Origin of the sequence: Amaricoccus tamworthensis (assembly GCF_049800875.1) — a bacterium.
In the GTDB taxonomy this organism is placed as follows: Bacteria; Pseudomonadota; Alphaproteobacteria; order Rhodobacterales; family Rhodobacteraceae; genus Amaricoccus; species Amaricoccus tamworthensis.
Genome location: NZ_JBNAFV010000012.1, coordinates 19,871 through 41,845, shown reverse-complemented (window position 1 = coordinate 41,845; position 21,975 = coordinate 19,871). Strand labels below are relative to the sequence as shown.

21 protein-coding genes are annotated in these 21,975 nt (G+C 60.7%); 7 read left to right on the top strand and 14 right to left on the bottom strand.

Going from position 1 to position 21,975, the window contains the following annotated elements; translation table 11 throughout:
* Positions 1-10: 10 nt before the first annotated feature.
* The 5 genes from pap to ACP15P_RS16485 all read right to left on the bottom strand — a co-directional run bounded on the left by pap (position 11) and on the right by ACP15P_RS16485 (position 5,690).
* Positions 11-1,471 carry a polyphosphate:AMP phosphotransferase gene (gene pap / locus ACP15P_RS16505; RefSeq protein WP_424929553.1) on the bottom strand — a complete coding sequence of 487 codons (1,461 nt, stop codon included), beginning with the start codon at positions 1,469-1,471 and terminating at the stop codon, positions 11-13.
* A gap of 457 nt (positions 1,472-1,928) precedes the next feature.
* Positions 1,929-2,981, bottom strand: coding sequence for a quinone-dependent dihydroorotate dehydrogenase (locus ACP15P_RS16500; RefSeq protein ID WP_424929552.1), 1,053 nt, complete (start codon positions 2,979-2,981; stop codon positions 1,929-1,931).
* Positions 2,978-3,316 carry a DUF952 domain-containing protein gene (locus tag ACP15P_RS16495; RefSeq protein ID WP_424929551.1) on the bottom strand — a complete coding sequence of 113 codons (339 nt, stop codon included), beginning with the start codon at positions 3,314-3,316 and terminating at the stop codon, positions 2,978-2,980. Before ACP15P_RS16495 ends, ACP15P_RS16500 begins: the two co-directional genes overlap by 4 nt.
* Positions 3,317-3,360: 44 nt before the next feature.
* Positions 3,361-4,305 carry a DMT family transporter gene (locus tag ACP15P_RS16490; RefSeq protein WP_424929550.1) on the bottom strand — a complete coding sequence of 315 codons (945 nt, stop codon included), beginning with the start codon at positions 4,303-4,305 and terminating at the stop codon, positions 3,361-3,363.
* Positions 4,305-5,690, bottom strand: coding sequence for an aminotransferase (locus ACP15P_RS16485; RefSeq protein ID WP_424929549.1), 1,386 nt, complete (start codon positions 5,688-5,690; stop codon positions 4,305-4,307). Before ACP15P_RS16485 ends, ACP15P_RS16490 begins: the two co-directional genes overlap by 1 nt.
* A 241-nt stretch (positions 5,691-5,931) precedes the next feature.
* Between ACP15P_RS16485 and ACP15P_RS16480 the strand changes: the two genes are divergently transcribed.
* The 3 genes from ACP15P_RS16480 to ACP15P_RS16470 all read left to right on the top strand — a co-directional run bounded on the left by ACP15P_RS16480 (position 5,932) and on the right by ACP15P_RS16470 (position 9,758).
* Entirely contained in the window at positions 5,932-7,314 is a 1,383-nt protein-coding gene (locus tag ACP15P_RS16480) for a GntP family permease (RefSeq protein ID WP_424929548.1), read from the top strand.
* A gap of 125 nt (positions 7,315-7,439) precedes the next feature.
* Complete coding sequence (locus tag ACP15P_RS16475; protein ID WP_424929547.1) at positions 7,440-9,047, top strand: bifunctional metallophosphatase/5'-nucleotidase; 1,608 nt, start codon at positions 7,440-7,442, stop codon at positions 9,045-9,047.
* Between the two features lie 69 nt (positions 9,048-9,116).
* A complete protein-coding gene (locus ACP15P_RS16470; protein WP_424929546.1) occupies positions 9,117-9,758 on the top strand; it encodes an SOS response-associated peptidase in 642 nt (213 codons plus the stop codon).
* A 6-nt stretch (positions 9,759-9,764) separates the two neighbouring features.
* Here ACP15P_RS16470 and ACP15P_RS16465 read toward each other — a convergent pair whose 3' ends face one another.
* The 6 genes from ACP15P_RS16465 to ACP15P_RS16440 are packed head-to-tail and all read right to left on the bottom strand — an operon-like array spanning position 9,765 to position 16,144.
* Complete coding sequence (locus ACP15P_RS16465; RefSeq protein WP_424929545.1) at positions 9,765-10,733, bottom strand: hypothetical protein; 969 nt, start codon at positions 10,731-10,733, stop codon at positions 9,765-9,767.
* Between the two features lie 2 nt (positions 10,734-10,735).
* Positions 10,736-11,857, bottom strand: coding sequence for a TFIIB-type zinc ribbon-containing protein (locus tag ACP15P_RS16460; RefSeq protein ID WP_424929544.1), 1,122 nt, complete (start codon positions 11,855-11,857; stop codon positions 10,736-10,738).
* Positions 11,858-11,870: 13 nt separating this feature from the next.
* Positions 11,871-12,983: an SPFH domain-containing protein gene (locus tag ACP15P_RS16455; RefSeq protein ID WP_424929543.1), complete on the bottom strand. Its 1,113-nt coding sequence runs from the start codon at positions 12,981-12,983 to the stop codon at positions 11,871-11,873.
* Between the two features lie 13 nt (positions 12,984-12,996).
* Positions 12,997-14,022, bottom strand: coding sequence for a DUF2927 domain-containing protein (locus tag ACP15P_RS16450; protein ID WP_424929542.1), 1,026 nt, complete (start codon positions 14,020-14,022; stop codon positions 12,997-12,999).
* 11 nt (positions 14,023-14,033) lie between these two features.
* Complete coding sequence (locus ACP15P_RS16445; protein ID WP_424929541.1) at positions 14,034-15,224, bottom strand: toxic anion resistance protein; 1,191 nt, start codon at positions 15,222-15,224, stop codon at positions 14,034-14,036.
* Between the two features lie 17 nt (positions 15,225-15,241).
* Entirely contained in the window at positions 15,242-16,144 is a 903-nt protein-coding gene (locus tag ACP15P_RS16440; protein ID WP_424929540.1) for a 5-bromo-4-chloroindolyl phosphate hydrolysis family protein, read from the bottom strand.
* Between the two features lie 401 nt (positions 16,145-16,545).
* Here ACP15P_RS16440 and ACP15P_RS16435 point away from each other — a divergent pair, with 401 nt between their 5' ends.
* The gene (locus tag ACP15P_RS16435) at positions 16,546-16,752 is read left to right on the top strand and encodes a cold-shock protein (protein ID WP_424929539.1); all 207 of its coding nucleotides are present in this window, start codon (positions 16,546-16,548) and stop codon (positions 16,750-16,752) included.
* Here ACP15P_RS16435 and ACP15P_RS16430 read toward each other — a convergent pair.
* Positions 16,739-17,542, bottom strand: coding sequence for a pseudouridine synthase (locus ACP15P_RS16430; protein WP_424929537.1), 804 nt, complete (start codon positions 17,540-17,542; stop codon positions 16,739-16,741). The two genes, ACP15P_RS16435 and ACP15P_RS16430, sit on opposite strands and share 14 nt — an antisense overlap.
* Positions 17,543-17,627: 85 nt before the next feature.
* On the opposite strand from ACP15P_RS16430, the gene ACP15P_RS16425 reads away from it, so the two are divergent.
* Positions 17,628-18,080, top strand: coding sequence for a nucleoside deaminase (locus tag ACP15P_RS16425; protein ID WP_424929536.1), 453 nt, complete (start codon positions 17,628-17,630; stop codon positions 18,078-18,080).
* A 4-nt stretch (positions 18,081-18,084) separates the two neighbouring features.
* Here the strand turns inward: ACP15P_RS16425 and ACP15P_RS16420 are convergent, their stop codons facing one another.
* Positions 18,085-19,215 (bottom strand): aminotransferase class V-fold PLP-dependent enzyme, encoded by a 1,131-nt coding sequence (locus ACP15P_RS16420; protein WP_424929535.1) that lies wholly within the window; start codon positions 19,213-19,215, stop codon positions 18,085-18,087.
* Positions 19,216-19,318: 103 nt separating this feature from the next.
* Positions 19,319-20,011: a metal-dependent hydrolase gene (locus ACP15P_RS16415; protein ID WP_424929534.1), complete on the bottom strand. Its 693-nt coding sequence runs from the start codon at positions 20,009-20,011 to the stop codon at positions 19,319-19,321.
* A 167-nt stretch (positions 20,012-20,178) separates the two neighbouring features.
* Here ACP15P_RS16415 and gatC point away from each other — a divergent pair, with 167 nt between their 5' ends.
* Both gatC and gatA read left to right on the top strand, forming a co-directional pair.
* Positions 20,179-20,466, top strand: a complete 288-nt coding sequence (gene gatC / locus ACP15P_RS16410) for an Asp-tRNA(Asn)/Glu-tRNA(Gln) amidotransferase subunit GatC (protein WP_424929533.1) — start codon at positions 20,179-20,181, stop codon at positions 20,464-20,466.
* Positions 20,466-21,953 (top strand): Asp-tRNA(Asn)/Glu-tRNA(Gln) amidotransferase subunit GatA, encoded by a 1,488-nt coding sequence (gatA, locus tag ACP15P_RS16405; RefSeq protein ID WP_424929532.1) that lies wholly within the window; start codon positions 20,466-20,468, stop codon positions 21,951-21,953. The genes gatC and gatA overlap by 1 nt, the downstream gene beginning before the upstream one ends.
* Positions 21,954-21,975 lie beyond the last annotated feature (22 nt).

Below are 21,975 nucleotides of genomic sequence, written 5' to 3'. Positions count from 1 at the left end.
CGTCGTCGGCTCAGGACAGTTCGGTTTTCAGCCGGTCCACCAGGGTTTCCAGAACCTTGACGCGGGAGAAGCGCTTGTCGTTGGCCTCGACGATTGTCCAGGGCGCCTGCGGTTTGGAGCAGAGCGCGACCATATCCTCAACGGCACTGGCGTAGAGATCCCATTTCTCGCGGTTGCGCCAGTCGTCATCGGTGATCTTGAAACGCTTGTGCGGTGTGTTTTCGCGGGCCTTGAAGCGGGCCAGCTGTTCATCGGCGTCAATGGCCAGCCAGAACTTGTGGACGATATAGCCCGCCCGGATAAGCTGTGTTTCGAAGTCGTTGATTTCCTCATAGGCCCTGGCCCAGTCATGGGGTGCGGCGAAACCTTCCACGCGTTCCACGAGCACACGGCCGTACCAGCTGCGGTCGAAGATGGTAATGTCGCCCTGGTCTGGAATGCGTCGCCAGAAACGCCAGAGATAGGGGCGTGAAAGGGCCTCCTGGCTGGGTGCAGCGATGGGGACCACCGTACTCTGGACCGGGTCGAGCGCGGCGCGGGCGCGTCGGATGGCGCCCCCCTTGCCAGCGGCGTCGTTGCCCTCGAAGACAAGGACCATGCCACGTTCGGTCATTTCGGGGCTGCGGGTGAGTTTGTAGAGTTCGTTCTGTGCGTCCTTAAGACGTTTCTTGTACTCGTCCTTTTTGAGGCTTTGGGTCAGATCGAGGGCGGGCAGGACGGGTTTGCCCGGCGCGATGCGGTTTGCATGGTCCCATGTTTCGGCAGGCGTTTTGACGGGGGCGACCGTGAGCGCCTGAAGCACCAGTTCGCCGACCTCAAAATCGCGGGCTTCGGTGTCTATGGCGCAAATCTCGTGCCAGGGCTCGCCGGACATGCCGGAGAGTTCCTCCGCGGCCTCAACCAGTCGTTTCTGTTCCTTCTTGTCCTGGAGCTTGTCCCATTCAACCATCAGGGGTTTGCGGAAGCTGCCCGGAGCGTTGCTTTTTTCCTCGTAGCGTTTCTGGGCCTTGCCGGCGGAGAGTTTGAGCCAGATCTTCAGGACGCGGACGCCTTCGGCCTTGAGCATGGCCTCGACATGGCGGGTCATTTCCAGGGAGGCTTCGAACTGCTTCAGGTCGGTTTTGTCGGTGATGCGGTTGTAGAGCAGCTGGTGGTACCAGGAGCCGAGTACGATGGCGATGCGGCCGCGTTCGGGCATGTCCAGCCAGTAGCGGCGGGCCAGCGGGCCGTGGTATTTTTTGTGCTTGCCGATGTCATAGGCCAGCGTCGACACGCCGCGCGGGTCGAGCCATTCGTTCAGGCGGTTGGTGACCTCGCCTTTGCCGGAACCATCGGGCCCGTTAATGAGAACCAGCAGGGCCTGGGATTTGTCCTCGGCAAATTCGAACTGCGCGTCGAGAAGCGCGGTGCGCAACGCGGACTCGCGGTCCTCCTCTACCGTCGGGGTTTCGCTCTCGTTTTGTGTGTCCATTCCGCCCGCCCTGTCAGGTGCCATGCCTCGCCAGTTTCGGCGTGCGTGGCCGGAGTTGCAAGGGGGTGGTAATATTGTCGGAAGAGAAGATTGATCGTTGGGGAGGGTGGGGCTATCCGAGCCGCGGTGGTTTGAGGCTATTGGGATTTCCCGGTTGTTGGGGCCGCATGGTGGCGAGGCCGTTGATTTTTCTTTAGGCGACAAATTTGGTCAACTAATTGAAATCGTTGATTTTTCGGTTGATCTGTTCGCCGGGACAGTTTAGGGAGGTTGTCAGTAAGAACTGCAAGCCAGTTTTGTCATCCCGCCAGGCAGCGTCCCTGGATAGCCACCCAGCCAGATGATCAAAACAAGCCAGCATGTTGCGACCCGCAAGCCTTTGTGCCAGCGGGCCGTTGTTTTTAGGGCCAGCTTAACGAGGTGACAGCGCGGGATTGCGTCGCGGTCAATTGGGATGTCAGGATTTGGCGTCCGCGCCTACGGCTTCGGAGACGTTGGAAAACCCGTCCCGGGCAAGAAGGGGCGGCAGTCCATCAAGGATTTCACGGACAAGCGACATGCCGCCGTAGACGAGAGCCGAATAAATCTGGACGGCGGACGCACCGGCGCGGATTTTGGCGTAGGCCTGTTCGGCCGATCCCACGCCACCCACACCGATCAGCGGGATTTGTCCTCCGGTGAAGCGGTAAATGTTGCGCAGGACCGTCGTCGATTTTTCGAACAGCGGCTGACCCGAGAGGCCCCCGGCCTCTTCCCGGTGCGGGCTGTGCAGACCGTCGCGGGAAAGGGTCGTGTTGGTCGCGATGATGGCGGCAATACCGGCGGTCATGGCGCATTCGGCCACGTCAGCCTGCTCCTCCTCCGTCAGGTCTGGGGCGATTTTGAGAAAAACGAGCACCGGACGGTCTAGCCCGGCGCGGGCTTCCATCACGCGTTCCAGCAGGGCGGTGAGGGCGGCGCGGCCCTGCAAATCCCGGAGTTTTTCGGTATTGGGCGAAGAGACATTGACGGTGGCAAAATCCACATGTGGCCCGGCATGGGTCAGAACTTTGGCAAAATCGGCGGCGCGGTCCTCACTGGTTTTGTTTGCGCCAAGGTTGAGGCCGACAACACCGGACGATGGCCGCTTCGCAAGGCGGGCGGTGATCGCTTCCATACCATCGTTATTGAAGCCGAAGCGGTTGATGACGGCCTGGTCTCCGCTGAGACGGAAGAGGCGTGGCCTGGGGTTTCCTGGTTGCGGCAATGGCGTGGCCGCGCCCACCTCGATGAAACCGAACCCGGTGTTCAGGAGAGGCTCAATGGCCTCGGCGTTTTTGTCGAGACCGGCGGCGAGGCCAAGCGGATTGGGAAGCCGGATGCCGGCAATTTCCGTTTCCAGAGCCGGGGAGGTGATGGCCCCCTCTTTGGGGCCGAGGCCAAGTTTAAGTGCCCTGATGGCGAGGGAGTGAGCCGTTTCCGGGTCGATACGGTGAAGGGCGGCGAGCCCCATGCGTTCGAGTGCGCTCATGTAAGGCCGATGGGGGCCTGGGGTCCGTCAGGGCCGGTTGCGAGTTCCTCGGCTGAGAGAATGTCGGACAGGCGCAACTCCCGGTAGAGATGAGGGAAGAGGTCGCCGCCCCGCGAGGGTTCCCAGCGGATGTCGTTGCCTAAAGCTTCGGCGTCGACCGTCAGCAGAAACAGTTCCGTCTCGTTTGAGAAATGCTTGCGCAGGGTTTCGTCCAACTGACGCGCTGTCGAGAAATGCACGTAGCCGTCCTGACGGTCGACCGGTGCTCCTGGCGTCGAGCCGTCCTGTTCGAGTTCAGCCCATTCCCGGGCGCGAAAGACCTTGTAAATCCGCATGGCCCGCACCTTTGGCCCAGCCTGCGGCCGAGGTCAAGATTGCTTCAGCCCTGGGGCGTGAGATGCTTGCGCGATCCCCGTTGCAGTCCAAGCTGACGCTCGCGCCAGATGATGAAGAGACCCGCAAAAACGATCAGACCGGCCCCCGCGAGCATGGGAAGTGTCGGGATCTCGTCGAACAGTGCGTATCCTATGACGAGTGCCAGGATCATCGAGACGTATTCGAACGGGGCAATGACACCCACCGGCGCGAAACGGTAGGCCGATGTCAGGAGAATTTGGCCAACGCCGCCGCAAAGACCGGCGCACACGAGAAGTGCGAAATCCACCGGGTTGGGCATGACCCAGCCGAAGGGGACGGTGAAAAGGGAGAGAACGCTGGCGTTGATCGAGAAGTAGAACACGATCGCGGCGGTGGACTCACTTTGTACCAGTTTGCGTACGAAAACCTGGGCAAGTGCGGCAAACACTGCGCCCATGAGGGCCGCCATCGCTCCGATGGTTTGCAGCTTTGAGGCTTCCTCAAAGCTCAGGATCTGCATCCGTGGTGCAAGGACGATCATCACGCCGATGAGGCCGATGAAAACGGCGGTCAGCCGAAAAAGCCGCACCTGTTCCCCCAGAAACATGGCCGCGAAGATAACTACCAACAGTGGCGCGGTGTAGCCAAGCGCGGTTGCCTCGGGCAACGGCAGGAGACCGAGCGCGGTGAAATTCAGCGCCATGGCGGCGCTGCCCACCAGTCCGCGCCAGAGGTGACCGAAAGGATTTGACGTGTCGAGCCCGTGGCGCAGGTCATGCTGCCACATGAGCCAGGCGACGATGACGGGCACGGCGAAGATGGACCTGAAGAATACGGCCTCGCCGGGAGGAACGTTTGGCGCGGCGCTTTTAATGCAGACGGCCATGACGACGAAGATGCTGACGGAGATGACCTTGAGGCCGATCCCGCGCAGGGGGTTGGGAGTAAGTTCCGTTGTGGTCTGCATCACGCGGACCAGTGGCCTTCGGCCTTTGCCCAGTCGAGGGTGCGGTCGAGAGCGGCCTCAACCGGGTCGAACATCTCGTCGATCTCCTCGCCGGTTATGATCATGGGCGGGCAGAACACCATGGCGTCCGCGACAGGTCGGCTGATGACACCGTGCTCAAGCAGTTCGGCGCTCATTTTCGCGGCGACCTTACCGGTTTCCCTGAAGCCGTCCGGGGATTTGTTCGGGGAGAGTTCCAGTGCTCCGACCAGACCGACGTGGCGGGCCTCGCCCACAAGCGGGTGTTCGGCCAGGCGGTCGAGATGGGCCGCGAAACGGGTTGCGACGGATTTGACATGCGAGGTGATGTCGAGGCGGTGATAGATGTCGATGACCTTTATGCCGACTGCGCAGCCGACCGGGTGGCCGCCGTAAGTGAAGCCGTGTCCGAGCGTGCCGATTTTTGAGGTGTTGGCCTCGATGACATCGGCCATGTCCTGGTTGATGGCCACAGCGGAGAGCGGCATGAACCCGGAGGTCAGCTGCTTGGCCATTGAGACGGAGGTGGGTACCCAGTTGAAGGTCTGGGATCCAAACCACTCGCCGGTGCGGCCAAAACCGCAGATGACCTCGTCAGCGATCATTAGAACATCGTGGCGGCGGCAGACCTCGCTGATGGCCTCGAAATAGCCTCTTGGGGGTACCACCACACCGCCCGCGCCCATGACGGGTTCGGCAATGAAGGCGGCGACGGTTTCGGGGCCTTCGGCCTCAATCAGTTCCTCGAGTTCGCGTGCGAGACGGGCGGAGAATGCGGGTTCGTCTTCACCGGCCCGCGCCTCTTTCCAGTAATGCGGGGTGCCGGTGTGAAGGATACGGTCCACCGGCAGGTCGAAATCCGTGTGGTTGTAGGGGAGCCCGGTCATGGAGCCGGAGACTACAGTGACGCCGTGATAGCCGCGCTTGCGGCTGATGATCTTCTTTTTGTCCGGCAGACCGCGGGCGTTGTTGTAAAACCAGGCGAGTTTTACCTGGGTCTCGTTGGCCTCGGAGCCGCTGCACTGGTAGAAAACGCGGGCCATTCGGCCGGGTGTGAGTTCCTTGATCTTTTCAGCGAGTTCGATTGACGGCTCATGGGTCTTGCCGCCGAACATGTGGTAGTAGGGCAGCTTGCCCATCTGTTCAGCCGCCGCCTCCACGATCTCCTGGTTGCCGAAGCCCAGTCCCGCGCACCACAGGCCGGACATGGCCTCGATGTAGCCGCGTCCGTTTGTATCGAAGACCCGTACCCCCTCGCCCCGTTCGATAATCATCACGCCCGTGTCGCGCGCCATTGCCGCATCGGTATACGGCAGAAGCAGTGCCTCGGCCGCACGGGCCTGGGAATTCGACAGGGTTGTGTTCATGGGCCGGACCTGGGGAGCTGGAGATATCCTGAATGCTGGCACTCTAGGCCCGCGTGATGTGGAAGGTCAATTGGGCGACGCGGCGATTGCCGGTGTCGGGGACAGACTTGCCGACACAGCGGTTGACCCAGGGTCCGGCTGCCCGGATCATGCTGCGGTGCAGTGCCGGAACAATCGGAAGTGGCGGGGCGTTAACCGTCAACCGGTGGTTGGGCCGGATTCAATAAATTGGGGGACGCAAATGGGACTGATTGGAATCTTCTTGTCGCTGGGGTTGTTGATGTATCTCGCGTATCGCGGGATCAACGTACTTATTCTCGCACCCATCCTGGCGCTTCTCGCGACTGCAATGGCAGGTGGGTTGCCGATTTTCGCGACCTATACGCAGGTCTTCATGCCCGCGCTGGGCAATTACCTGCTGAAGTTTTTTCCGCTGTTTTTGCTTGGAGCCATTTTCGGCAAACTCATGGCGGATTCCGGGTCGGCCCGGACGATTGCCGAATGGTTCACTGAGAAGATGGGAGCGGGGCAGTCGATTGCGGCCGTCGTGCTGGCCTGTGGTGTCCTGACATATGGTGGTGTGTCGCTGTTCGTGGTGGCTTTCGCGGTCTATCCGATCGCGAACGCGCTGTTTCGCCGTTCCGATACGCCGAAGCGTCTGCTCCCGGCGGCACTGGCGCTGGGCTCCTTCACTTTCACCATGACAGCCTTCCCGGGCACTCCGGCGATCCAGAACGCAATTCCCATGCCGTATTTTGGGACCACGCCGTTTGCGGCTCCGTTTTTTGGGACGCTGGCCGGGCTTGGGATGATGGTTTTTGGCATCCTCTGGCTTAACCGGCGCCGGGCAAAAGCCAATCAGGCAGGAGAAGGTTACGGGGAGCACAAGCGGACGGATTCCGACTCGGAAGTTTCGGACCAGCCGCTACCGTCGATCCTGATCGCGATGATGCCGGTGGTGGCGGTCATCGTTTTGAACGCCATCTTCACGTACCTCGTGATCCCGTCAATGGACACAGGCTATCTCCAGGAGCCGGATTACGGTGGCATTGCGCTGAACGATGTGAAGGGCATTTGGGCCATTATCGCGTCTCTGGTGATCTCAATACTGCTTTGTACCGCCCTGAACTGGTCGCGGTTCGTGGATCTGAAATCGAGCTACAACAAGGGCACGATGGGGTCGCTCCTGCCGGTATTTAATACGGCGTCGGAGGTTGGATATGGCGCGGTGATTGCATCGCTTCCGGCCTTTGTGGTCATTCGCGATGCGGTGCTGGGGATTTCGGCCAATCCGCTGATTTCCTCTGCGGTTGCCACAAATGTTCTGGCCGGGATCACCGGGTCCGCTTCGGGTGGCATGTCAATTGCGCTGGAAACCCTGGGCGACCAGTTCATGCAGAGCGCACAGGCGGCCGGCATTGATCCGGAGATCATGCACCGGGTTGTGGCCCTGTCCTCCGGTGGGTTCGATGCCCTGCCGCATAATGGTGCGGTTATCACTCTGCTTGCGATTACGGGGCTGACCCATCGCCAAAGCTATGGTGACATCTTTGTCGTTGCAGTTCTGATCCCGTTCACGATGACGGTCGGCGTTATTCTTGCGGCATCGCTTGCGGTGCTTTGAGGTGATCGGCGGGTTTTGTCGCGGTAAAAGGTGGTGAAGTTGCGGGGCTTGCCATGACGGCGTGTTCGCTGTCATTCTGTCCCGGGATTTAAGCCGCGCTTCCGCGCAGAACCGGGGATGATTTCATGTCGATACGTCAAACACTTCTGGCCTCAGCCGCCATGGCTTTCTGGGCGGGGGGCGCCCAGGCGTTTACGCTGCACATACTGCACATCAATGATGCGCACAGCCGGATCGAGTCCATCAACAAGTATGACTCGACCTGCTCCGCCGAGGATGAGGCGGAGGGTGCGTGTTTCGGGGGCGTGGCCCGGCTTGTGACGGCAGTCAACGAGATCAGGGCCGAAGCGGAAGCCGCGGGAGAGCCGGTCATTCTGCTGAGTGCGGGGGATCAGTTCTCCGGCTCCCTGTTCTTCACGACCTACCAGGGGCAGGCCGAGGCGGAGTTTATGAACGCCATTGGGTTTGACGCCATGGTGCTGGGCAACCACGAGTTTGACCTCGGAACCGAACCGCTGGCGGCATTTATCAATGCGGTGGAGTTCCCGGTGGCCTATGGCAACACCGACGCCACCGGTGACGAGTTCATGGCTGATCTCAATCCCGACCCGGTGATCCTGGAGGTCGACGGCCACCGGATTGGTATTGTTGGTGCGGTGGCACCCGAAACGGCGGAAATTTCCAGCCCGGGTGATGGGATTGTCTTCACGGACACGGTGGAAACCATGTCGCGGCACATCGAGGAATTGCAGGCCGATGGGGTGGATCACATCATCGGGCTTACCCATGTAGGTGTGACCTCTGACCTGGAGATCGCCAGCGAGGTGGCGGGGCTCGACATCCTGATTGGCGGGCATTCACATACGCTGTTCTCAAACACGGTTGAGGATGCGCCCTATGAGTATCCGCACATGGTTGAGGGGCCGGAGGGCTACCAGACGCCGGTGGTGCAGGCCGGGGCCTATACCAAGTATCTTGGCCACGCGACGCTGACCTTTGACGACGATGGCAACGTGACCGAGTTCACCGGTGATACAATGCTTCTGGATGCGTCCGTTGAGCCCGATGCCGCTACGCTTGAGCGGGTTGCGGAGATGGCGGGTCCCATTGAGGAACTGAAGTCCCGCAGGGTCGGTGAGACGTCGACCTTGATTGATGGATCAAGGGACACCTGCCGCGCGATGGAATGCACGATGGGCAACCTGGTGGCCGATGCCATGCTTGATCGCGTAAAGGATCAGGGCGTGACGATCGCGGTTCAGAATGGCGGCGGACTTCGCGCCTCCATTGAGGCCGGAACCGTCACCATGGGTGACGTTCTGACGGTGCTGCCGTTCCAGAACACGCTGTCGACCTTCGATATCAAGGGCGCGGCTTTGGTTGAGGCTCTGGAGAATGGTGTGAGTCAGGTCGAGGAGGGCGGCGGACGCTTCCCCCAGGTTGCCGGGATAAAATATTCCTGGACGGCGGACGCGGCTCCGATGGAAGGCCGGATCAGGGAGGTTCTGGTTCAGGAAGGTGACGAATGGGTGCCGATCGATCCTGAGAAGGTCTACTCGGTCGTGACCAACAACTTCATGCGCGGCGGTGGTGATGGCTATGTCGCGTTCCGTGATGAGGGCAGCAATGCCTATGACTACGGGCCAGGTCTTGAGGAAGTTGTGGCGGAATATCTGGCCGGTAACGCGGCCTATGAGCCCTACACCGACGGTCGCATCACAAAGGTAGAGTGATACGGTCGAAATGACGCGAGGGCTCTCCGTATCCGGGGAGCCCTTTGTTTTTTGGGAAGGCGCTTTGTGATGTGCGGCAGGTTTCTGATCACGTCCCATTTTGAGGCGATGAGCGATCTTTTCGGCGCTGTCGCCGGTGAGCTTGGTCCTGATACGGAACGGCTGAACGTCTCGCCCACGCAGCATATCCCTGTTGTAACGTCGCACGACGGCGAGCGTGTGATTGAGCCCATGCGGTGGGGGTTCCTGCCGCACTGGTACAAGGCACCCAATGCGGGCCCGTTGCTGATCAATGCGCGGTCTGAGACGATAGCTGAGAAACCCGCGTTTCGCTCGGCCGTGCGGGAGCGCCGGTGTCTGATCCCGACCAACGGATTTTACGAATGGAAGGGGGAGAAGGGGGCCAAGACGCCATATGTGATCGCGAAACCCGAAGGCGATATTCTGGTGCTCGCCGGGGTCTGGCAGGATTGGACGCAGGGTAACGAATTAATGCGGACCTGTGCGATTGTGACCTGTGCGGCGAACGATACCCTCTCGCATGTGCACCACCGGATGCCGGTCGTGATTGAGCCGGACGATTTTGGGCTGTGGCTGGGCGAGGATGGCCACGGCGCAGCGCTTCTTATGGTGCCGGCGGATGACGACCTGCTTGAGGTGGAGGAAGCGGACGAGCGGACGCGGGAGATCCTGAAACGGCGCGGCGGGTGACCTCCCCTAAAACGCGTAGCAGGTTTCCAACGCGGTGCGGATCGTCCGGGTGGATCCCTCCAGCGACATGGTGCCCTGGTCGGTGTCATCGACGGAGATGGTGGTACTGGTCGAACTTCCCGCGAGCCCCTCAGCGAGATCATTCGCGGTAAGGTCTATGATATAGGCGCCACCCGCAGTTTCCTCATGCAGGGCTTCAGCGGTCAGGAATGTGCCGCCAAATGAGAACTGTACGGACAGTGTTTCATCCGTGGGCGGTTCGCGGAATCTCAGGGCGATGAAAGGCGCGTCGGCGAGGCAGAACGCTGCCACATTGTAGATGTTGCCGGGGCCGAACGCGAGGGCTACCGGGCTGGCTCCGGGAACGGCGCGAAGGCTCCAGCCGGTCTGGGCCGCGGCGTCTGGTTCGACCGCAACCTTTTTCTCAACCGGAACGAGGTCGGCGGGGCGGGACCTTGGGGCATCAGCGTCCGATTGGGCAAATGCGAATGTCGGTTCACCCGCGCCGCTGAAATTCCAGATCTTGGCGCAGTTTGTGCTCTCCACATTGGCGTCAGCGCATGTTTCCAGGGTGTGTGCCGTCTGAACCCGCGTCCTGCCATCCGTTTGTTCGGTCAGGGAGAACGAAAGTGCCGGGCCAATTTCGAAACGGGTGTGGCCTCCGTCCGGTGTCGATAGCCAGGCGTCCACCGGGCAGGCGCCGTTGTTGCAGAACACGTTCGGGGCCCCGGCACAGTCAACCGCGGACAGGTCGGTAATGAAATCCGGCACGCCATCGGCGTTGAGGTCGGCTGTTGTGCTGTACCCTTCTCCTATTTGGGCCTCGCCACCCGCGGTCTGGCAGGTGAGAAATGCTTCTTCGGTGTATTCGAACAGGACGGGTGGAAGATCACTTGCGAATGCCTGCCCGCCTGATGCCAACAGCAGGAGCGGTGCGGTTAAAAATTGCAGTCGAAAGACCGTACCGGATATCATTGTCAGCCTTGAGTAATCTGTAGATAGGCGAAAGCCAGAGCCAACATTAGTCCAATTATCACCGCTATGGCAATTTTGATTGTTGAGTAGGGGCGTTCGCCCTCGACGGCGCCGGTCTGACCGTTGACCACAAAGCGGTAGGTTTTCCCGCGATACCGGTAGGCCGCCATCCAGACGGGAAGCAGGACATGCTTGAATGTCAGGCGGCCGACATCCGTATCGAGCGAATGGATTTTCTGCCGGTCGCCGCCGATGTCCCGTCGCACGTCCTGGGAGATGACGATGTTCATCTGTTCCTGTGCCTCGGGGTAGGACTCGCGCACGGATTTTCCGTAGGCCTCCGCACGGAAGCCCGCGATGAATTTAGGTTCATAGGATTTGAGGCCACCGAGATCCCACGGCGCGAGGGCGTCGGTAAACCGTTTTGGCAGGCTGTTGGAGGCCAGAACGAGAATGTCGTCGAAGTTCCGGGCAACGCGGCCGCTGACCCGGCGCCAGCGGACCTTGGCGACCCGCTGGTTCGTCATGCGGCGTTTGCCCTTCGAGACAACCGGAACACGTCGGGTCTCGTAGTACACTGTGCCGCGCTGGCCAGTGTAGCGGCTACGGGTTTCGGCGTCATAGGTCCAGTAGGGGACATAGATGCCGCTCATGCCGCCCTTCGAGCGGGCGGCCTTGCGCAGATCGGACGGCGCGAACCAGAGACGGCCAAGCCAGGAGCGCATGGCTTCCTGCGCGTTTTCCTGCGTCAGGGCAAAGGGAAGCTGGGCCTGTGGTTTGATGTGACGGTTGACGCCGGTTCCGGCAACAAGCGGTGAGGCACAGAACGGGCATTCCCGGGCGTGGATGTCGTCGTTGAATTCCACCTCGGCGCCGCAGCTGTCGCAGCGCGCTACGCGGGTTTCCTCCATCCGGGCGGCGGCGTCGCCGTCACTTTCAACAGCGCGCAGGTCGAGCTCAGCCATTGCGCCGGTGCTGCGCGGGATGGTCTCGGTATTGCCGCAATGGTCGCATTTTAGATCGCCTGAGGCCGGATCGAAGCGCAGGTCCGATCCGCAGGAGGAACAGGGGAACCTGTGATCCTCCAGTTCCGGGCTATGGGAGTTGTGCCGTGGTGCGGCCAAGGTGTCGATCCCGTCAGGAGGTTGGGATCGGGGGCGGCACGTCGCCGAAGATTGGCGTCAGTTCCTCAACGCCACCCGCCTTGGCCCATCCGGTGCTGCCCGGGGTCCAGACGAGAGTTTGCGGGGTCAGTTTGCCCTCACGGTACATGGCCTCAAGCTGTAGCTGCGTGAAGGGGCCGCGGGCGACGCTGCCTTCGGCCACGTGCCAGCGCGGATCGGCGGCCGGTGGTGGTGGCGGTGTTGGCGTGCCGCTTTCAGCTGCGGGCGCACGTCCCCAGGGGCCGCTGCGCATCATGCGGTCGGCCATCGCCATGCCCATCCCGGCGCCAACACCGGCGGAGAGGCCGCTGTTCCCTTCGCCGGAGTTTGTCAGGGCCTCGGCGGCGGAGAAATCGGTGTATTTGCGGAGGTCACCAGCCACCGACGCGGAGGTCCGTTTGTCGAGCGCCTTTTCGACATCTGCGGGGAGCGAGACGTTCTCAATCATGAAGTTGATCAGTTCAAGGCCGTAGGCCGCTACCATAGGCTCAATGCGCTGATGAACGATTTTGGCGAGATCCATGTTGTTGGCGGCCATGTCGAGCACGGGAATGCCGGATGTGGAGATGACCTGGCTGAAATGGGTGGTGATGATGTTGCGGATCTGGAATGTGATCTCGTCCGTCGTGAAATCACCGTCGGTGCCAACGATTTCAACCATGAATTTGGCCGGGTCGGTGACACGCAGGGAATAGGTGCCAAAAGCGCGCAGGCGGACCGGGCCGAATTCCGGGTCACGGCAGATTACCGGATTTCGGGTGCCCCATTTGAGGTCGGTGAACTGGCGGGTGTTGACGAAATAGATCTCGGAGAGGAAGGGGCTGTTGAACCCGTGATCCCAGTGCTGGAGCGAGGTCAAAATCGGCATGTTGTTGGTTTCGAGCTGGTAGAGGCCGGGCTCAAAAACATCCGCCAATTGACCCTCATGGACAAAGACCGCGGCCTGGCCCTCGCGGACCGTGAGTTTGGCTCCGTATTTGATTGCGTGGCCCTCGCGCTCAAACCGGGACACCATCGTGTCACGGCTGTCATCGGTCCAGTGAATGACGTCGATGAACTCGCCACGCAGGAAATCGAAAATGGACATGTTCCCTCTCCGGTCAGTTTATTACGGCAGCCGTCGCCTGAAGGCTTAGCAGATGTTCGTTCATGGCGTCGCGTGCAACGTCCGGCAGGATATCCTGGGCGTCCTCGGCCGTCATGCCCGGCTGAAGCCGCTCGTCGTAGAGCATCCGCAGGAGCATTTCGTCATGCTCGGTCAGGAGGGCAAACTCGAGATTGGTGTTGAAGAGCGACGGGCGGGCGTCCGGGCTGTCATTGGGCAGACCCATCGCCTGGGCCATTTCCTCGTGTACACAGGAGAGCCGGGTGAAAGCGGGGTGTTCCGCGCGGATCAGGATCAGGGCCGCCCCATAGGTCGCCGGATTGTTCGGGTCGCTGAAGGAGTAGGTGACACAAAACAGGTCCGCGGTGGCGTCACGGATGCCCCGCATGACAGCCGGTGCAAATTCGGGGTAGGTTTCCGTGATGCGCTCGGCGAATTGGGCACTTTCCTGGGAGTTCAGGAACAGAACCAAAAAGTTGGCGTGGCCCTCGGTCGCGTCCACGACGCGCATGTCGACGCCGGTCAGGCCGGCAAGACGGTTCGTGTATGCCGCAACGTTCGCGCGGTCGCGGGAGGCTTCGGCCTCGGAGATGGAGGCGCTGTTCATGATGCCGACGCGGATGGGGCGTTCCCACCGCTTGAGGATGCCTGGAGTCTCGGCGGAGACGTAGCGTCCATCCTGCTCGACATATTCCACGTTCAGGGCAATACGGTCGAAATTGCGCACGAGGTCTTCCACCCCGAAAGGCGCGTCGGCCGGTGCGGTTTCGCGACGCATTCGGCCTGTCGAGGTAAGGTTGTTCTCCACGCTCGCATAGTAGCTTGTCAGTGAATCCTGAGCGGCGGACGCGGCATCCACCGGTTCTGTTGCCGGTGCGGGTGGCTCAAGGTCTGCCCCCGCCGCGGTGGTGTCGGAGGTATCCGGGCCGGAACAGCCGACAACCCACAGCAGGGACAAAACGGCCCCTGCCGTCGACGGGAAGGTTCCCGACCGGTTGATTGCTGGTCCTGCCCCGAACAATGGTGCGCCTCCTAGCTCGTCGTGCTGTTGGCGACGGTGTCGCCCAGACCGGTTTCCTTGGCCTTGGCCGCCGCCAGCGTCTGCTTGAGGTCGTTTTCCATCTGGATCAGGCTCTGTTCCGCTTCCGCCCGCTTGGCCTTGCCCTCGTCCGCGATGCGCAGGCTGTCCTCGATGGTGGCAATCAGATCGGCGTTGGCTTTCTCAACCGCCTGGATGTCGAACACGCCGCGTTCCATTTCCTTGCGAATTTCGGCATTTGCCGTACGCAGGTTTTCGGCGTTTTTGGTCAGCAGTTCGTTGGTCAGGTCATTGGCTTCACGCACCACATTGGCCGCCTCACGGGAGCGGTGGATCGTGACCGACTGTGCCAGCTGGGTTTCCCAGAGCGGCACGGTGTTGACCAGAGTGGAGTTGATTTTGTTCACGAGGCTCTTGTCGTTTTCCTGAACCAGCCGGATCGACGGAAGCGACTGCATCGTGACCTGGCGGGTCAGCTTAAGGTCATGGACCCGGCGTTCCAGATCGTCCCGTGCGGCCCGCAGGTCGCGCAGCTCCTGGGCCTTCATTACGCCTTCCTGTTCGGGGGCGGCCTGAACCTCGGCTTCCTTGGCGGGAATAGCCGTGTTGTCGAGCTCCGCGATTTTGGCCTCACCCGCGGCGATGTAGACGGCAAGCTCGTCGTAGAAATCGAGCGTTTTTTCGTAGAGCTTGTCCAGCGACTTGATGTCCTTGAGCAGGGTGTGCTCATGCTCGAGGAGCTCGTTGGAGATGCCGTCGATCTGGCCCTGTACGGTTTCGTACCGCGCCATGAACTCGGCCATTGGTTTGGTTTTACCGAGAAGTTTTTCCCACCAGCTTTGTTTGCGGTTGGGATCCAGCTCCTTCACCGAGAAACCGCGCAGGGAGGCGACCATGCTGCGCAGGCTGTCGCCGGCGGGGCCGACGTCCTTGTTGCGCACGTCGGCAAGCATGTCCTGGCTGATGGCCTGAAGCTCGGCCTGGGCGGCGGAGCCGAAGCGGATGATCGACTGCGTGTTTGACACATCGATTTCCGACATGCGTTTGTTGATCTCGGCCTGCAGCGCCGGGTCGGCCTGTTCCACCGCAATCAGTTCACCGGATGCCTCGGGAAGGAGGTTCGTGGTAATCTCCTCGACCTCTTTCAGCGTGGCCTCGGCCTGCGCCCGTACGTCTTCTGCCATGATGATATCTCCTGATATTATTCGGTGGTCAGCCCGTCCTGTTTCAGCCTTTCCCGAAGGACCTCGATTTCGACATCAAGGTCCGTACGGTCATCGGCCAGCAGATCGGTTCTGTGGGCTTCAAAACTTGTTTCAAGATCGGCCAGCAGGGCCTCGTATTCCTTGCGTGGCTCCGGATCGCCGGTACGTGAATAAATCTCGGCAAATTTGGTCGTCGCATCGCGCAGTCCCAGCAGGTAGACGCTCAGGAACTTTCGCGCCCTGGATAGGTCTCTGGGATCAGCTTCCACCACGCGGAACACCTCCCGGGCCTGGTCGCAGAGCCGGTCGATACGCTCCTCAAGCCTCCGGTCGCCGATGCGGGAGGCCGCTCCGGTGATCTGGCGAACAAGGCCCTCAGCTTTGTCGATGGCTTTGGCGACGCGTTCTGTTTCAAATTCGTTGACCCCGTCGAGGCCTTTCTTTTTCATCGGATCGAGGCCGAACGCCAGGACCTGGGCCGCTGTGGCGACCGCGCCGAATACTATGGCACCGGGCAGGGGTTGGCCGATGCTCAGCCAACCTACGACGCAGACAGATACTCCGGTCAGGACCGCTGCAAAGAGTTTGCGCGGGACGGATGGCGGGCGGGCAACGGTTCTGGCGTTGAAGGCGTTTTCGGCCCTGATGCCGTCATTCAGGAGCCAGGCGGAAGTCATCAGGCCAACGAGGCCGAGCAGTTCCGCCAGCATTTCGGTGGCGTTGCCGCGACCGATTGAACCCAGCGCCGCAAACAGAAGCGGCACGGGCAACAGGTACATCAGTCGTGCCCGTATGCTTACCCGGCTGGCGTTGCGGTTTCGAAACGGGTTGGCTGCCGGGGCGCTGGAGCCACGTGATGCGCCTGGTGAGTATTTGCCGCCAAAGCGTTTTGCGGACATCAGGACGCTCCCAGTGCGCCGAGGCCGGTCGTGAGAACGATGGCCGCAAGCACAATAAATCCAATAAGTTTCATTCCGGATGTGTTCATCTGCCCCACCAGGTCCCGCGTTCGGTTGCAGTGCAAGATAATGCCCGTAACCGCCGGATGCCAGTATTGATGACCTTAAAGGAGGACGTGATGCCCATCATTTGGGCGGAATACGCGAAAACCGGCCAATTCAGGGTGTTCAATTCTCAGGAACACTGGCGATCATCCTTTGTTATAACGCTGATTCGCGTTATGGTGGTGCAACGGCAGCCAATCAAAGCGTTTTCCGCATGGCTCGCGGTAGACCTTGAGCGATGTCGTCGCAGAAGCCTGTGCGCAGTGTTCAGGTGGGATAACTAAGGACTTACCGTAATGGCCAAAGGCACGGTGAAGTGGTTTAATACCGAAAAGGGTTTTGGGTTTATTCAGCCGGAAGATGGCGGAAAGGACGTGTTCGTGCATATCACGGCCGTTCAGAGCGCCGGTCTTCAGACCCTTCGGGACGACCAGCCGATTGAATATGAACTTGTAGATGGCCGTGACGGTCGAAAAAGCGCGGGCGAACTTAAGGTCGTCTGATTCGCGATTTGCCCCTTTTGGGCTTTTGTAAGGATTTCTGCGGTTCGGTATTGGGATGCCTGGTTTTTTGCCCCAGCTGATCGCGGATGATCCTTCCCTTAACCTCCTCCACCGTTCCGGCTTTGAGGTCTCCAAGCTGGAACGGACCGTAGGATACGCGGATAAGCCGGTTTACAATTAGACCGGCATGAGCAAGTGCGCGTCTGACCTCTCGGTTGCGTCCTTCGCGGATGCCTACGGTGAGCCATGCATTGGCACCCTGTTCCCGGTCGATTGTCACCGACATGGGCTGAAACCGCTCGCCGTCGATTGTGACGCCTTTGCGGAGTGGTTCCAGCATGGCGTCGGTGGGACGGCCACGTGCGCGAACCCGGTATTTCCGCACCCAGCCGGTGGAGGGAAGCTCCAGCCGTCGTTTTAGCTCGCCGTCATTGGTCAGGAGCAGGAGCCCTTCGGAGTTAATGTCGAGGCGCCCGACGCTGATGACCCTCGGCAGTTCCCCGGGGAGCTTCTCAAAGACCGTGGGTCGGCCCTTTTCGTCGCGTTCGGTTGTTACGAGACCTACGGGCTTGTGGTAGCGCCAGAGGCGGGTTTCCTGGGCGGATTCGACCGGGTTGCCGTCGACCAGAATGACATCTGATTCGCTGACATTTAGGGCCGGGGAGTCGATGACCGTCCCATTCACGGAGACGCGCCCGGCCAGAATCATGGCCTCTGCGCCACGGCGGGACGCGAGACCGGCGCGGGCGAAGCGCTTTGCGATGCGTTCTGATGCGGTGTTTTTACTCATACGTTGGTCCTTATCGCGCATCATGCGTTTCCCGCAACGTCTATCGCGCTTGCGGTCGGTGACGGTTCGGGCGGATAAGGTCGCGATGACACGTTTTGCACCCATGATGGATCTAGCGCTGGAGGAGGCGCGGGCGGCCCGGGACAGGGGGGAGATTCCCGTGGGTGCGGTGCTTGTTGACCCGAAGGGAACGGTGATCGCAAGGGCCGGGAACCGAACACGGGAGCTGTCGGACCCGACGGCACATGCAGAGATGCTGGTTATTCGTGAGGCCTGTGCGAGGCTCGGGTCGGAGCGGCTTACCGGCTGCGCGCTGTACGTTACTTTGGAACCGTGTGCGATGTGCGCGGCGGCTGTTTCCGCGGCCCGGATTGCGCGGCTTTACTACGGTGCGGCCGATCCCAAATCCGGTGGAGTGGAGCAGGGGGCGAGGGTCTTTGCCCGGGAGCAGAGCCACCATGCCCCGGAGGTGCATGGTGGGATCGCGGAGACGGAATGCGTGGGCCTTCTGAAGGAGTTTTTCGAGGGCCTGCGTTGATATTTTAAAGGCCGGCTTCGTCGAGAGCGGTTTCCAGTGTGGCGACTGTCCCGTCAATGTCGCGCAGCTTGTCGAGCCCGAACAGACCCAGACGGAACGTGCTGAATTCATCCGGTTCATCGCAGCGAAGCGGAACACCCGCCGCGATCTGGGTGCCGTTTTTGGCGAATGCGCTGCCGTTCTGAACTTCGGGTCTGGATGTGTAGCTTACGACAACACCCGGAGCCTTGAAGCCTTCCGCCGCCGTGGACTGGATGCCGCGCGCTTCCAGCATAGAACGGACCCGACGGCCGAGTTCCCACTGTGCGGATTTGGCGGTTTCGAACTGCCAGTCACGGGTTTCGAGCACCGTGTCCCGGAACATCACCAGCCCTTCGGTGGGCATGGTTGCATGATAGGCGTGACCGCCGTTTTCATATGCCTTCATGATGTTCGACCAGGTTTTCAGGTCGGCAGCAAAGCTGCTGGATGTGCTGTCCTGCATGATGTCCCACGCCCGGCTGCTCATCATCACCACACCGGCGCAGGGCGTGGAGGACCAGCCTTTCTGCGGGGCGGAAATCAGGACGTCGATGCCAAGGCTGGCCATATCGACCCAGACACAGCCCGATGCGATGCAGTCGAGGACGAAGAGGCCGCCAGCCTCGTGCACGGCGTCGGCGACCGCTTTGAGGTAGGCGTCTGGCAGGATGATGCCGGATGATGTTTCCACGTGTGGAGCAAACACGATGTCGGGTTTCCGGGATTGGATTTCCCCGATGACGTGATCGAGCGGGGCAGGGGCGAAGGGTGCCGTTGCCGCGTCGCCGGTTCGGGAGGCTTTGAGCACGGTTTCGGATTTGTGGAACTGCCCCGCCTCGAGGATCTGCGACCAGCGGAAGGAAAACCAGCCGTTGCGCAGGACGAGCACGTCTTTATCACCCGCGAACTGCCTTGCCGTCGCTTCCATCGCAAAGGTGCCGCCGCCCGGAACGATCGCCAGGTGGTCGGCCCCGTAGACGTCCTTCAGGTTTTCGGAGAGGTCACGCATGACCTGCTGAAACTTCTGGCTCATGTGGTTGAGTGAACGGTCGGTGAAGACGACCGAGAATTCCCGCAGTCCGTCGGGATCCACGTTGGGGAGTAGTGCTTTCATGGTGCGTAAAACCTGTCTTGGTCGAAAGCGGCGTTTTGCCGCCGGATGCAATTGGGCCAGTTTGTGCCAGCCCTGATTTGCGGTCTCAATGACCGGGTGCCGGTCAGAGTTCAATCGTCTTCATGACTTCCGGTTCTATCACGTCGACGCCGGGAAGGGCGTTTTTGAGCTCTTCCGCCGACTGTTCCAGGATCGGGAAGGTTTTGTAGTGACAGGGAATGACGGTTTTGAAATTGAAATACCTTTTCGCGGCGAAGGCCGCGCGCTTCATGTCCATGGTGAAGTGCCCGCCGGCGCAGAGGATGCCAATATCTGGCTGATGGAGTTCCTCAAAGATTTCCATGTCGGCCATGACGTCGGTGTCACCGGAGAAATAGATGGTTTTGTCCTCTCCCTCGATCATGAAACCGGATTCGGTGCCGGTGTATATTGGGCCGTTGTCCGACGCCTGTGAGGATGAATGTGTTGCGTTGACCATTGTTACGGCAACGTCGTCCAGATTCACCGTGCCGCCCTTGTTGAAGCCGACACCCTCGATGCCCTCGGACGCCTCCCAGTGGCTGATCATGTCGTAGATGCCTACGATTGGAACGTTGAGTTCCTTTGCGAGGGAGAGTGCGTCAGCGGCATGGTCGCCGTGGCCGTGGCTGATCAGAATGTGGGTCGCACCCTCGATGGCTTTGGCCCGGTCGGCCGGATCGAAAACCGGGTTCCCCTCCAGCCACGGATCCACCAGCAGCGTCGTGTTTCCAATCTCCATGCGAAAACCGGAATGCCCCAAAAACGTGATTTTCATGACGATACCCCCAGGTTGTGCGTGCCCGACATTGAACGCTTGCGCGGAGTATCAATTTGACCAGGGCGTGCGGTCAACCGGTTTCCCGTCATATCCGCCGCGCCGCACTTGCACAGCAGGGCCATGCAAGGTAATCCCCGACCGAATGTTTTCCAGGAAAAGACGTGATGGCAATCGATAAGGAAACCGCAAGACGTATTGCGCATCTGGCCCGAATTGAGGTGCCGGAAACGGATCTCGATCCGCTGGCAAAGGAACTGTCCGCCGTTCTTGGGTTTATGGAGCAGCTGGGCGAGGTTGATGTGGATGGCGTTGAGCCGATGACGTCGGTGACACCCATGAAACTGGCCTGGCGTGACGATGAGGTCACGGATGGTGACAGGCGGGACCGGGTTCTTGCGAATGCGCCTGATGCGCGCGCCGGTTTCTTCACGGTTCCGAAGGTGGTTGAGTAATGTCGGATATTACTGGTCTTACGATTTCCGAAGCCCGCGACCGGTTGCGGTCGGGTGATGTTGGCGCTGTTGAACTGGCTGAGGGCTGCGTCTCGGCGGCGAAGGCCTCCGGTGAGTTGAACGCGTATTCGGTCGTGACAGAAGAACTGGCTCTGGAGCAGGCCGGTGCGGCGCAGAAACGGATTGATGCGGGTGACGCGCCCGACATGTGTGGCATTCCGCTCGGCATCAAGGATCTGTTCTGTGTTGAGAACGTCCCTAGCCAGGCGGCGTCGAACATTCTGGGTGGGTTTAAGCCGCAGTATGACAGCACGGTTACCACCAAACTGTGGGAGCAGGGGGCGGTCTGCGTCGGCAAACTGAACATGGATGAGTTCGCAATGGGTTCGTCCAACGAGACATCCTGCTATGGTCCGGTGGTCAATCCATGGCGGCTTGAGGGCGACAACCGCCCGTTGACGCCTGGTGGCTCCTCAGGCGGGTCGGCGGCGGCCGTTGCGGCGGATCTGTGCATTGCGGCGACCGGGACGGATACCGGCGGGTCCATCCGTCAGCCGGCCGCGTTCACCGGGATTGTCGGGGTCAAGCCGACCTATGGACGTGTTTCCCGTTGGGGAATTGTGGCATTTGCGTCGTCCCTCGACCAGGCCGGGCCGATGACGAAATCGGTGCGCGATGGCGCGATCATGCTGGGTGCGATGTCCGGCCACGATCCAAAAGACTCAACCTCGGCCAATATTCCCGTGCCGGATTTCGAAGCGGCGCTTACCGGAGATATTCGCGGCAAGCGGATAGGTATCCCGAAGGAGTACCGGATCGACGGGATGCCCGCGGATATCGAGGCTCTGTGGCAGAAAGGCGCGGACATGCTGCGCGATGCGGGTGCCGAGATCGTCGATATATCCCTGCCGCATACCAAATACGCGCTGCCCGCCTATTACGTGATTGCGCCGGCTGAGGCCTCGTCCAACCTGGCGCGCTATGATGGCGTTCGCTACGGACGTCGCGCTGAACTGGGTGCGGGCGATGGTATCACGGACCTGTACGAGCGGACCCGGGCCGAGGGCTTTGGGCACGAGGTTCAGCGCCGCGTGATGCTTGGCACCTACGTTCTGTCGGCCGGTTTCTATGACGCCTACTACATCCGGGCGCAGAAGGTTCGTACGCTGATCCGCCAGGATTTTGAGCGCGTGTTTAACGATGGCATCGACGCGATCCTGACACCGGCTACGCCGTCGCCCGCTTTTGCGCTGGGCTCGATGGACGATGCGGATCCCGTTGAGATGTATCTCAACGATGTGTTTACCGTTACGGTCAATCTTGCGGGGCTGCCCGGGGTTTCGGTGCCGGTAGGGCTGGATCATAACGGACTTCCCAACGGCCTCCAGATCATTGGGCGCCCGTGGGAGGAGGCCGATATGCTCAATACGGCCTATACGATTGAGGCTGCCTGTGGTTTTAATGATAAACCCGAGCGTTGGTGGTAGACTTCTGCCGCCGTTACGCCGG

Excerpts from the sequence above, each read along its gene's own strand:
- pap (WP_424929553.1), bottom strand. The coding sequence starts at position 1,471 with ATGGACACACAAAACGAGAGCGAAACCCCGACGGTAGAGGAGGACCGC.
- ACP15P_RS16500 (WP_424929552.1), bottom strand. The coding sequence starts at position 2,981 with ATGAGCGCACTCGAACGCATGGGGCTCGCCGCCCTTCACCGTATCGAC.
- ACP15P_RS16495 (WP_424929551.1), bottom strand. The coding sequence starts at position 3,316 with ATGCGGATTTACAAGGTCTTTCGCGCCCGGGAATGGGCTGAACTCGAA.
- ACP15P_RS16490 (WP_424929550.1), bottom strand. The coding sequence starts at position 4,305 with ATGCAGACCACAACGGAACTTACTCCCAACCCCCTGCGCGGGATCGGC.
- ACP15P_RS16485 (WP_424929549.1), bottom strand. The coding sequence starts at position 5,690 with ATGAACACAACCCTGTCGAATTCCCAGGCCCGTGCGGCCGAGGCACTG.
- ACP15P_RS16480 (WP_424929548.1), top strand. The coding sequence starts at position 5,932 with ATGGGACTGATTGGAATCTTCTTGTCGCTGGGGTTGTTGATGTATCTC.
- ACP15P_RS16475 (WP_424929547.1), top strand. The coding sequence starts at position 7,440 with ATGTCGATACGTCAAACACTTCTGGCCTCAGCCGCCATGGCTTTCTGG.
- ACP15P_RS16470 (WP_424929546.1), top strand. The coding sequence starts at position 9,117 with ATGTGCGGCAGGTTTCTGATCACGTCCCATTTTGAGGCGATGAGCGAT.
- ACP15P_RS16465 (WP_424929545.1), bottom strand. The coding sequence starts at position 10,733 with ATGATATCCGGTACGGTCTTTCGACTGCAATTTTTAACCGCACCGCTC.
- ACP15P_RS16455 (WP_424929543.1), bottom strand. The coding sequence starts at position 12,983 with ATGTCCATTTTCGATTTCCTGCGTGGCGAGTTCATCGACGTCATTCAC.
- ACP15P_RS16445 (WP_424929541.1), bottom strand. The coding sequence starts at position 15,224 with ATGGCAGAAGACGTACGGGCGCAGGCCGAGGCCACGCTGAAAGAGGTC.
- ACP15P_RS16440 (WP_424929540.1), bottom strand. The coding sequence starts at position 16,144 with ATGTCCGCAAAACGCTTTGGCGGCAAATACTCACCAGGCGCATCACGT.
- ACP15P_RS16435 (WP_424929539.1), top strand. The coding sequence starts at position 16,546 with ATGGCCAAAGGCACGGTGAAGTGGTTTAATACCGAAAAGGGTTTTGGG.
- ACP15P_RS16430 (WP_424929537.1), bottom strand. The coding sequence starts at position 17,542 with ATGAGTAAAAACACCGCATCAGAACGCATCGCAAAGCGCTTCGCCCGC.
- ACP15P_RS16425 (WP_424929536.1), top strand. The coding sequence starts at position 17,628 with ATGACACGTTTTGCACCCATGATGGATCTAGCGCTGGAGGAGGCGCGG.
- ACP15P_RS16420 (WP_424929535.1), bottom strand. The coding sequence starts at position 19,215 with ATGAAAGCACTACTCCCCAACGTGGATCCCGACGGACTGCGGGAATTC.
- ACP15P_RS16415 (WP_424929534.1), bottom strand. The coding sequence starts at position 20,011 with ATGAAAATCACGTTTTTGGGGCATTCCGGTTTTCGCATGGAGATTGGA.
- gatC (WP_424929533.1), top strand. The coding sequence starts at position 20,179 with ATGGCAATCGATAAGGAAACCGCAAGACGTATTGCGCATCTGGCCCGA.
- gatA (WP_424929532.1), top strand. The coding sequence starts at position 20,466 with ATGTCGGATATTACTGGTCTTACGATTTCCGAAGCCCGCGACCGGTTG.